General features: G+C 41.3%; 13 protein-coding genes. 11 read left to right on the forward strand and 2 right to left on the reverse strand.

Annotation, left to right across the window (positions count from 1 at the left end; translation table 11 throughout):
* The first annotated feature begins 20 nt into the window (after nucleotides 1–20).
* The 8 genes from DFQ00_RS22855 (at nucleotide 21) to DFQ00_RS22890 (ending at nucleotide 7033) form a co-directional block, all read left to right on the forward strand.
* On the forward strand, nucleotides 21–1739 hold the full coding sequence (locus DFQ00_RS22855) for a galactose-binding domain-containing protein (protein WP_110898793.1): 1719 nt from the start codon (nucleotides 21–23) through the stop codon (nucleotides 1737–1739).
* Between the two features lie 234 nt (nucleotides 1740–1973).
* The gene (locus tag DFQ00_RS22860; protein WP_341866281.1) at nucleotides 1974–2663 is read left to right on the forward strand and encodes a YetF domain-containing protein; all 690 of its coding nucleotides are present in this window, start codon (nucleotides 1974–1976) and stop codon (nucleotides 2661–2663) included.
* A 184-nt stretch (nucleotides 2664–2847) separates the two neighbouring features.
* On the forward strand, nucleotides 2848–3198 hold the full coding sequence (locus DFQ00_RS22865) for a DoxX family protein (RefSeq protein WP_244213974.1): 351 nt from the start codon (nucleotides 2848–2850) through the stop codon (nucleotides 3196–3198).
* Nucleotides 3199–3300: 102 nt separating this feature from the next.
* A complete protein-coding gene (locus DFQ00_RS22870) occupies nucleotides 3301–3726 on the forward strand; it encodes a MarR family winged helix-turn-helix transcriptional regulator (protein WP_110898796.1) in 426 nt (141 codons plus the stop codon).
* Between the two features lie 184 nt (nucleotides 3727–3910).
* On the forward strand, nucleotides 3911–4108 hold the full coding sequence (locus tag DFQ00_RS29640; RefSeq protein WP_208643815.1) for a class I SAM-dependent methyltransferase: 198 nt from the start codon (nucleotides 3911–3913) through the stop codon (nucleotides 4106–4108).
* Between the two features lie 11 nt (nucleotides 4109–4119).
* Nucleotides 4120–4371 carry a hypothetical protein gene (locus DFQ00_RS22880; RefSeq protein WP_110898797.1) on the forward strand — a complete coding sequence of 84 codons (252 nt, stop codon included), beginning with the start codon at nucleotides 4120–4122 and terminating at the stop codon, nucleotides 4369–4371.
* Between the two features lie 321 nt (nucleotides 4372–4692).
* The gene (locus DFQ00_RS22885) at nucleotides 4693–5439 is read left to right on the forward strand and encodes an ABC transporter ATP-binding protein (protein WP_110898798.1); all 747 of its coding nucleotides are present in this window, start codon (nucleotides 4693–4695) and stop codon (nucleotides 5437–5439) included.
* Entirely contained in the window at nucleotides 5423–7033 is a 1611-nt protein-coding gene (locus DFQ00_RS22890; protein WP_110898799.1) for a hypothetical protein, read from the forward strand. The genes DFQ00_RS22885 and DFQ00_RS22890 overlap by 17 nt, the downstream gene beginning before the upstream one ends.
* A 93-nt stretch (nucleotides 7034–7126) precedes the next feature.
* Here DFQ00_RS22890 and DFQ00_RS22895 read toward each other — a convergent pair whose 3' ends face one another.
* Nucleotides 7127–8179: a YeiH family protein gene (locus DFQ00_RS22895; RefSeq protein ID WP_110898800.1), complete on the reverse strand. Its 1053-nt coding sequence runs from the start codon at nucleotides 8177–8179 to the stop codon at nucleotides 7127–7129.
* A gap of 188 nt (nucleotides 8180–8367) precedes the next feature.
* On the opposite strand from DFQ00_RS22895, the gene DFQ00_RS22900 reads away from it, so the two are divergent.
* From DFQ00_RS22900 to DFQ00_RS22905, 3 genes are all read left to right on the forward strand, one after another.
* Nucleotides 8368–9264, forward strand: coding sequence for a LysR family transcriptional regulator (locus DFQ00_RS22900; RefSeq protein WP_110898801.1), 897 nt, complete (start codon nucleotides 8368–8370; stop codon nucleotides 9262–9264).
* Nucleotides 9265–9498: 234 nt separating this feature from the next.
* Nucleotides 9499–9660 carry a hypothetical protein gene (locus DFQ00_RS29290; protein ID WP_167433811.1) on the forward strand — a complete coding sequence of 54 codons (162 nt, stop codon included), beginning with the start codon at nucleotides 9499–9501 and terminating at the stop codon, nucleotides 9658–9660.
* A 751-nt stretch (nucleotides 9661–10411) separates the two neighbouring features.
* Nucleotides 10412–10702, forward strand: a complete 291-nt coding sequence (locus DFQ00_RS22905; protein WP_110898802.1) for a CD3324 family protein — start codon at nucleotides 10412–10414, stop codon at nucleotides 10700–10702.
* Here the strand turns inward: DFQ00_RS22905 and DFQ00_RS22910 are convergent.
* Nucleotides 10676–10855: IS30 family transposase (locus DFQ00_RS22910; protein WP_146236148.1), on the reverse strand; the 180-nt coding region annotated here is incomplete at its 5' end. The genes DFQ00_RS22905 and DFQ00_RS22910 overlap by 27 nt on opposite strands.

The raw sequence follows: 10855 nt of genomic DNA on the forward strand, positions 1-10855 counted from the left end.
AAAAATGGAGATGATACGTCATGATCAAAGGCAAACAAAGGCTTGCGATTTTACTTGCATTCGTTTTGTTCACTTTTCATTTAGCGTTCTCAGCTCAACATGTGCAGGCAACCAGTAATGAAACGAAGATTGCTGCTACACTCTTCGTACTGAAAAATGAATCGAATGTCTCCAATGCCAAAATTCACTGGGCTCCTGTGGCTGGAGCCCTGACATATGAGCTGTACCGTTCCGTGAATGACGGGCCTTATCTTCTGCTACAAACCTTAGCCGGTACTACGACTGACGATTACGGGCTTAACATCGGCAGTACATATCGTTATGAAATTAAAGCATATAACGGAACGGCTCTGCTGGCAGCTGTAAAATCATCCGAATATGTACCCTATACGCTTCCAAATAACCTGAGCACGTTTGATAACACGGTTCAATCTACACTCAAGCTGCCCAATCAGCTCAAAGTCGGAGGCACGTATTACCGATTTAATTTTGTACAAAAGCCTACCGGCGGATTCGGTCAGATGATTCAGCAGACCTCCACCGATGATATTCATTACGGTAATGATCAGGTTGTACTCTCTTATACCGATCATCCTGATTTGGCTAACGCCAAATTTGAAGGTATTAACGTGCTTTACCATGAAGCAACGAACCAATTTGTATTCTGGGCACACTATGAAAATAGTACAGACTACACTCTGGCAAGAGTATCCGTTGCTTCAGCCACACCAGGAGAATCCTTTACCTTTCACAAAAGCTTCCGGCCGGAAGGAAAAGAGTCCCGTGATATCTCCATCTTTGTCGATGATGACGATGTAGCTTACTTGATTTCTACCGCAAATAACAATTCGGATACCATCTTGTACAAGTTGACTGCGGATTGGCTCGATGTAGATACTCAGGTATCGTTGATCTATCAAAATCAACATAGAGAGCTGCCTAAAATGATTAAACAGGATGGCATATATTATCTGTTCTCCTCTCAAGCGGCAGGCTGGTACCCAAGTATACCGCTGTATTCCTCTGCAACAAAAATTGAAGGGCCTTGGTCTGACTTGCGTACCATCGGCAACACGTCCACGTTCTCTGCACAATCCGGTTCAGTGTTCAGAGTCACACCGGATACAGGGAAAAACGTGGTCATGGTTGCGTATCGCTGGATGTTTGGCTGGGCAGGTACACAGAATGGAACGACCGAAGAGCGTCTGCTTCCTGTGTGGTTCTCCAACGGTTATGCATTCTATGATTATTTTGACCAAGTGATGTACAACAGCAGTGATGATAAGTTAGTGCCCGTACAGAATGGAAAATTACTGTCGCAAGGTAAACCGGCCACCGCCCAAACGACATCAGGAACGAATCCGGCCACCTATGCGAATGATGGCAATTACCAAACGGAATGGGTGGGTACAGGAAGCTCTTGGCCTCAGTGGTGGAAGGTAGATCTTGGCTCAGCGCAGCAGATTCAGAACGTGCAAATCTCCTGGTGGATGCAAAAGGGATCCGAAGGCTTTTATCGATATACTATCGAGACAAGTACAGACAATATCAACTGGACCGTCGCTTTGGATCGAACGAACAACACATCCTATGGTTTCACTTCGGATTCATTATCGGGTGTTACAGCAAGATATGTGCGAATTAACATGCAAAATGCAAAGCTGCATAATAACCCGAATAACTGGTACACCCCGCGATTATGGGAAGTCAAAGTATTCGGGAATGATACCAATCCGTAGACTTTCTAAGCTGCTCGTTACCCGTTTTGAAAATGGAGGTAAAACAACCGTTGATCTGAGCATAATCAACGGTTGTTTTTTTAGCAGAGGATACTCCTGGGGCTCAATCGGTTCAATGGTAAAGATTTCATTCCATCACATTATATTTGGAGTCTAGTATGTACATACTTATAGGAAAATCCTGCGTTTTGTTTCGAAGAAAGGGTGTTTCTGTTGTACGATCATTTCATTATTTTGATTCGAAGTATTTCAGCATTTCTGCTCTTATTAGTCATCGCACGAATACTCGGTAAACAAACATTATCCAATATGAATTTTCATGACTTCGTTACCGCTGTAATTATGGGGGCTATTGCAGCTAATCTGGCATTTAATGAAAAAATGGAGGTGATCCATCTCATCATTTCCCTTGTCGTTTTTACCGGGACATCGTATTTACTGTCTAAATTAAACCTCCGAAGCCGAAAAATCCGTTTGTTAGCAGAAGGATCTCCTACAGTGTTAATTGAAGGCGGAAAGATATTGGAGCATAATTTGTCCAAAAACAAAATGACGCTTGATTCTCTCAACCAGGCGCTCAGGCAAAAAGAAGTTTTTGATATAAACGAGGTCGAATACGCCTTATTAGAAGTTAACGGACAAATTTCAGTTATGAAGAAAAAACAATTCAGGACAATAACGATGCAGGATATGCATAAAAAAGACAGCCCGAAGGAACGATTGCCCATTGAAATCATTATGGATGGACACTTATTGAAAGAAAATATGAGCTTAAATCACGTTTCCCAAAACCAGTTAACGGAGCAGCTCAAGTCTCAAAAGAAACAAATCAGTGATGTTTTCTATGCAGTTATCGGGAGTAACGGTAAGCTTTATATCGATTACTATAAAGATCAATTAAAGCACCCGGTTGACGTAGAGTAGATATATTTTTCCTAGAGTCGCTATGATAGCGGCTTTTTTACGTCATTTTGCATCAAAAGATCTGCAGTATTGACTTATTGAACTAAATATATCAAAATACATGCTATGGCATATAGTTGGATTGTTGATTACTATAGATCCTACAGCATATTTAACTTGTATATGTACAACGGATGAAAGAAGGATAACGATGAGCATTTTTATCACAATTCTACAAGTTTTATTGGGTATCTTTTTCCTTTTTACAGGAAGCAAAATTATTTCAGGTAAAATGGCAGATGAATTTAAACGTTTTGGACTGCCATCATTTTTTAACGTTATGACTGGTTCGTTCGAGATTGTAGGGGCCGTTGGCATGATCGTGGGCATATGGATGCCCGTCACAGCCATATTAGCTGGTATGCTGTTAGGCGGAACCATGCTTGCCGGAGCGTTCACCTTGATTGTTCTGGCTAAAGATCCGATACAAAAAGCGATCCCTGCACTGGTTTTGTTTGTACTCAGTTTGATTGTGTCCGTATATCATTTCTTCTAAATCAGGATTAACGGCCCTTAATGTATTGGATGTATGTCATTTGTAACCTTTAATCAGATCACCTATAATTGGTGTAACAAAGTGATGAATGAGGGTACTGCAATGGACTTATATCATATTACCGGCTTCTTGATCCATCGGACAGATGTCAAGCTTACGAACTATTTTACAAAACAATTAAAACCTTATGAGGTTACACCAGAGCAGTGGAGTATTATCTCTTATCTTGATCCAGACAAGGCTATGACTCAAAAAGAGCTTGCCGAGGCCATTGATCGTGATCAGACAACGGTCGTAAGAATGATTCATTCATTAGAGCGCAAGGGCATGGTTCGACGTATGATGAATGATCAAGACAAGCGCTCACATCATTTATATTTATCTTCCAAGGGCCAGGAAGTGAAAGAACGATTGCTGCTGACGGTTAAGGAAGCACATGATCATGTTACACGTGGTCTAGAGCCTGATGAATTAGATCAATTAAAAGTGACATTAGATAAGTTGTACCGAAATGTGAGAGAAGATTAATTAGAATTTATAACGGGTAATGCATTCGACCTAAAACATGCTATAGCATGTAAAAAACTGAATTCTATTCGAGTATGTCTTGGGAATTTCAGGATGTTAATCAGGTCAGATCGCAAGAAACCGATATGATAACTATGGTGACCGTGAATGGACACGCCTTGAAAAAGATGGACATTGCGAACTTTTGTATCAGGTACATTTTGATATTTTGAAGCGTTATGTTAAGCCTGCAGATAGAGTGTTAGAGATTGGTGCGGGATCAGGAAGATATACGAAAGATCTCGCCATCATGTGTTCCGAATTGACCGCTGCTGATCTATCCAGTCATCAAATTGAATTCACCAACTATGTGTTTCACATCAAGCTCGCTCTGCGGGAATAGGCACCTCTTTATTGTTAGAGGTTGATAAATTCTCAGTAGAGAGGAATATCGATTTTATTTTATTATTTGCAGATCACATGGCTTTATATGAGAAAAACGGATATACAACGGTTGAAAACCAGTGTACATGGATGAAAATTGATCATGAATCTCAGACCACTAAAGAAATAGGCTGCCAATCACTGAACGAATTAATGGTAAAAAACGTTGGAAATAAAGAGTGGAATAAAGGAACTTTAGATTTATTAGGGTATTTGTATTAAACTGGAATCCGATCATACGTATAAAAGAACACACGCAAAATCCTCATTGAAGTCGCTATTGTAGCGACTTTTTTGCTATGCCAAGTATTCTTTTATGTGTGAATACAAGGAATTACATCGTTCGAAATAGAATACAAATAAGAGTGATTGTCTTATTTTCCAATAATGATCAAATGGGTTAAGTAAGATGATTCAATTATAAAAGGATGTTCATGGTTGTCCTTTTATGAAAAAAATCGAAGGGATGGATCTGTATGAAAACTAAACAATTATTAAATATGAATATAAAAATGAAATGCTTTGAAAGCGAGGAACAAATAAATGAAATTGGTATTACAGCATGTAAGGAAGAGTTTTGGTGAAAAAAAGGTATTATCCGATGTAAATTTTCAATTTGAAAAGGGTAAGATTTATGGTCTGCTCGGACGAAATGGCACTGGAAAAACAACATTGTTTAATTGTTTAAGTGGTGAGCTTCCAACAGATAACGGTACGATGAAACTTGTTCATGAAGCGACAACCCGTAATTTAGAGATGCATGACGTAGGTTACGTGTATTCTCTGCCTATGCTGCCAGAATTTCTAACTGGATATGAGTTTGTACGTTTTTTTATTGAGGTTAATGCTGATGTCATCGAAGAGCGGGGAACGGATCTAGATGCCTTGTTCGATATGATGCACATTGCGGAGGATGACCGGCACAAGCTCATTAAGCATTACTCGCACGGAATGAAAAATAAAGTTCAAATGTTGTTATTTTTACTCATAAAACCTACGGTGATTCTGTTGGACGAACCTTTGACTTCCTTCGACGTCATCGTTGCAAGCGAGATGAAACAATTGCTGCGTGATATGAAAAAGGATCATATTCTCATCTTCTCCACGCACATCTTACAATTAGCAACGGATCTGTGTGATGAATTAATTATTTTAAATCATGGCAGTTTGACTCCAATTTCACCTGAAATCCTTACGCAACACGACTTTGAAGAACAAATTATTGAGTTATTGCGAGATGACAACGGACAGGATGTCCAGAGGGAGAATGCCGATGCAGGGAATCTTTAGTACGATTTCTCGCATGTGGCAGCTGCAGGTGATTTCGCTAGTCAACCGTTTGATATATTTCATGCAAAGCTTACCGGTTATAGGCTCGTTAATCCGTGATCAAACGTATGCTGCTTTTCGCACGAAACGTATATTAGGTGCAATCGCCGTAATTTTAAGACTGGGTGCTGGTTTGTTCGAAAGTATACTCTACTTCGGGATATTACTCGTATGGCCCATACTGTTATGGACGGAAGGGCCTGATACGGAGCGGTTTACACTTCTTCTTCATATGTATTTATGCATCAGTGGCATAATGGGCGGGGTAACTGGTGCAAAAGTGTTGGAATCCAACAAGATGAAGTATACTGCTGTCCGGCTTATGCGAATGAATCCAAACCGGTTTATACGGGCTGTGCTTCTTAACAGGTATACAACATTTTTCTTGTATCAAGGCATTGCATTTACCCTTGCTTCGGTATTTTTTAACTTTTCAATCATTCACGCATGGATGGCCGTAGGAATCATGACATTTTGGCGGGTGCTGTGCGAATTTTTTCATTTGCAGCTGTTTCAACGGAAAGGCATCGTTCTTGTTCGGAAAACATGGCTTATGAGTTTGACCATGTTACTTACACTGACTGTTGCTTATTTTCCCTTAACGCAATGGAGCATTCCTCCATTTGGTGCTGCAGTATTGGATCAACAATGGTTTGTTATATTGATATTGCTGTCAGGGGCTGTCGCTGGGTATGTGCTGCTAAAACATACTGATTATGCATCAGCAGTCCGCGCAGTAACCAATTATGCTGATCCATTGTTGAACACAGAAATTATGATAGCCGATCTTCAGCAAAGAATGGTTCAGTCCAAAGACAATGATCTGGCCAACCTTCATGTCGGTGAACAGAGCACCTTTAGCAAAAAGGGATACGAGCAAATGCATGTACTCTTTGTTAAGAGGCACGCTAATCTCTTTCGGGCACCGTTCCGCAGACGTTTAATCGCGATTATGGTCATTGGTTTCATATTATCTTTCCTGGCACTGATCTTCAGAGATCATATTTCTGGTGAATTCATTGCAAGATCTTCTCCTTTACTCATTGTAGTTATGCTGCATCTAACTGTAGGAAGCCAGATTTGCAGAGCTTTCTTCTACCATTGTGATAGAACCTTGATGCGTTATCCATTTTACCGTGAGCATGCGCAGCAGCATTTTCTGTTAAGATTGAGAAGTTTATTAAAGTTAAATCTAAAATTAGGTTTATGTTTAGCAGCTGTGCTAAGTGTACCTGTACTCATACTAACTGACGGGGCAACCATAAGTGCACTACTTCCCATTTGGGTTATAACCGCTGCACTTGCTGCATTTTTCTCAGTACACCATCTTTTGTTATATTATGTGTTTCAACCTTATACAGTGGAATTAGAGACAAATAGTCCTTTATTCTCATTGGCAAACGGCTTCATTACTTTGGGTTTTATTGTGACGATGTATTTGGCACCTCCACTATGGGCATTAACCGTTGTTTTGACGGTCCTGACTGCGGCCTATCCGTTTAGCGCTATTCTTCTCGTGAAAAAATATGCGCGTAACCGTTTTAGATTAAAATAGAAGGAGAATCTTCGCTGTGTTAAAACCGTTGATCCGAAAGGGCTCAACGGTTTTTAGCATTCTGGGATTGGAAATGAGTGCTTAATCGCTCTATCAGCCTAACCCAAACATTCGGATCAATGCATATCCCGTAAGGGAAAGAATCACTGAGCCGATAAAACCTGCCGCAAAAGCCTTTAAACCCTTCTGTCGGAACGAGGCAGTATCTACAGTAAGACCCAGACCCGCCATCGCCATAGCAATAAGCAAATATGCACTAACAATGATGAGATTGGTTAGATCATGTGGGATAATATGCGACGTATTGACTGCACTCATTATGAGGAAACCCAATATAAACCAAGGGATCGGCAGAGCTTTCCAACTTCTCTTATTTAACGTGCTGTTACCCGGATCGTTAGAATGAAACTGACGATTGGACCAGAATCCCAACAACATAGCAACCGGAACCAGAAGGGCAACCCTTGTTAATTTTACCATGACTGCCAGATCCACAGCCTCTTTATTTACTGGTTCCGCAGCTGCAATGACGTGAGCGATTTCGTGCAGCGTTGCTCCTGCAAAGATGCCATATCCTGATGAAGACAAGTGCAGAAAGGGATATAGAAGCGTATAGGCGATGGTAAAAATCGTTCCGAGAATGGCTACGGTTGCCGCACCGATTGCTGCTTCTTCATCCTTGGCTTTAATTTGCGGGGCAATGGCCACAACGGCTGCCGCGCCGCAGATGCCTGTTCCACATGCCGTTAACAGCCCCAGGTTTTTTTCAACCTTGAACCATCTTGTAATGCCGTACACAACAAATATCGTTATCGCAACATTTAGAATGGAGATTACAGCAACCATAGGACCTGTATGGAGGATATCACGTAAGTTCAATCGCATGCCAAGCAGAATAATTCCATATCGTAGAAGTTTTTTGGATGAAAAAGAAATGCCGCTGGCCATATGCTCAGGCACATTGCGAATGGCCCGCCAGATCATGCCAAGCAGGATCGCAAGCACGAGCTGACCCATCATGTTTAGCAATGGGAAGCTAGCTGCATATTTGGCAGTCAGCGCCAGGATGAGTGTTAAGGCAAGGCCTGACAGGAAGCCTCGTTTTTCCTTGTGGTTCTCCTGCTGTAAAACGTAAATTTGACTCATGCAGATCACATCCGATTCCTTTATTTCGTGGTCATGTATAACTATAATTAGTTATGATTCAGAAGAGAAATACAGGAATGAAATGCATATCATAATTAAAACTAATTATTAATTTATTAAAATGAATTGAAGCCGTAAGAAATAAAAATGAAATAGAGCTCGCTAAACGGGAAGAGGAGACCTTCACTATGATTGTTGAAAGCTTGAAGTTATACGTCACTGTGGTCGAACAGCGAAATTTTTCAAAAGCAGCAGAAATATTGCACATGTCACAGCCTGGTGTTAGTTCGCAAATCCGGAATTTGGAGAAGGAATTTAATGTGAAATTAATGCATCGTTCGCCCAAGTGGGTCAAATTGACGGAAGCAGGGGAGCTGCTCTATGTGCGTGCCAAGGAAATGCTGAATCTGTATGAATCGGTGAAATTGGATATAGCCAGATTACAAGATAACGTAAGTGGGTCACTACAGATTGGAGCAAGCTTTACGATTGGAGAATATGTGCTTCCTCGCTTGTTCTCATCCTTTGCCAAGCAGTACCCCGACGTGTCCATGGAAGTATTCATCCGAAATTCGTCTCAGGTTATTGAAGCTGTTCGACGTAGTGATATCGATTTTGGTTTGGTTGAGGAAGACATTGAGGCTCCTGACTTGAATGTGACAACCTTTATGCGGGATGAATTGATTATTGTGGCTGCGGAAGGGCATCCGCTAAGCCTTTCTATGAATATAGATCTGGAGCAGCTACAGCATCAAATATGGGTGCTTCGCGAGACTGGCTCAGGAACCCGATCTGTTAGTGATCGATTTCTAGCTCAGACGGGGCTCCGCATAAGCCGTTCATATGTGTTTAACAGCAGTCAGAGCGTGAAGGAAGCCGTGTTCTCTGGTCTAGGCATCGCGATGTTGTCTCGCTGGGTTGTAAAAAGGGAGCTGTCCGCAGGAGTGCTCAAGGAAATTTCTATTCCGGGTATTCTGATGGAGAGAAATTTTTCTCTCGTTCGACGAAAGGATCAAATACCTACCCGAGCCAACGAAGTTTTTTCTGAAAAACTACTGAAGCTGGACAACCACTTTATATGGTGAATTCTCAAGTAAGATGTAATGAAATTACACACTGCAATGTATGGCTTGTCCTCAATTGATCCCGTAGGAAGAAAAAACCTTTTACAATCATTGGTAGTACGATATAATGCAGTTAACAACTGCATTATCCAACAATAAAAGAGAAATGCTGTTATTTAGTGTGAGAAACTTGCTTGCGGATTCATGTTATTGAACCGGAAAATGAAAATCCTATCTACATTGGAGGTAATCGTTATGGTCAAAAAGAAAATGTCCAAAGCCCTCAGCGCAGTCTTAGCCGTATCCATGCTGACTGCTGGTGCGATCGTGTTTATCCAGGATAATCCAACATTAGAGGTAGCGAAATCAGCAGGGGATAAAAAGGTTGAAGTGATTAAAGGTATTCAAAGCGCCTGATGCGTTATTCACGAAATCAGAACGCTACCTCAGTTGCAGTGCTGAAGAAGGTTATCTAACTACCTCAGCTGGGTTAACCAAGCTGAGGTTTTTCATTTTGCTATATAAGTTGAACTAAAGAAACGACATTATACCGATTAACAGTTCATGATCGTCAAAGAGCGTTGTACTGGGGCAAGAATACCAGCCTTGGCAGGCTGTTTAAGTCGAAGAGGGAAGGCTAACGATCCCCATAGAGCTTATTTTCCCTGAATCGGGGACATTTGAATTCTAACGATCTCCAGGAAGCTTATTTCATTCGAAATCCTGAAAAAGGAGCCTGATCAAGCTGGTTTCAGCACAATAGCGTCTCTGGGGATCGTTAAAATTTTCCAAAGCCCAAATATGCCGAAATAAGGCTTCTCCTGATCGTTAGCGCTCGCAGCAGAGGGTGGCAGACTTGCACTTGCCACTTGCCGTGAGCGATAGACGATATCTGACTAATGTGTCTGGATTGATGAGCAAATTGGAGTGGATGGTATTAAATTTTTAGTTCAACTTATATAGCAAGAAGTATTCATTAATCTGGGAGGTGAATCTGGTGAAAGAAATCGGAGTGGGGTTCTTACATGCTTGGCTCTATGCAAAGCCAGTGAACGATATGGCAATGCTTTGTGTAGAGCTGATTAACAACCAAAATTGCCAACGTTGAATCCTAGTATTCAAAACTGGCTTTGCACCTTATTGATCCATTAAATAAGGAGTGAGGCCCATGAAATATTCCAATGCCGAATCTATTTTTCCTGAAGAACTGCTGCGCAGCATTCAAGAATACGTTCAAGGTGAACTAATTTATATCCCCAAACCCAAAGAGGCACATCTTAAATGGGGCGAGAAAACTCATAGCAAGAGCAGGGTGTCTGCTCGAAATGTTGAGATTCAATCCTTATTCCGCAATGGGGTCAGCATAGAAGAATTGGCGAGTCAGTATTTTTTGTCCTACGAGAGCATTAAGAAAATTGTTTATGACGGATTGTCAAGCCAAGTGCGACAGTTCCTCTGAAAAGGATTCATGAGCGGTTCTCCACCCCAAGCATTTTCGTGGTCTGTGATTGATCAAGTCCAGAGCGTTTTCTAGAGCCTCATCCGTGATTTGGGCGAAATCCGTTCCCTTGGGGAAAAACTCTCGCAGGAGCCCATTGGCATTTTCATTCGA

It is taken from the genome of Paenibacillus barcinonensis (genome assembly GCF_003217495.1).
Classification (GTDB): Bacteria; Bacillota; Bacilli; order Paenibacillales; family Paenibacillaceae; genus Paenibacillus; species Paenibacillus barcinonensis.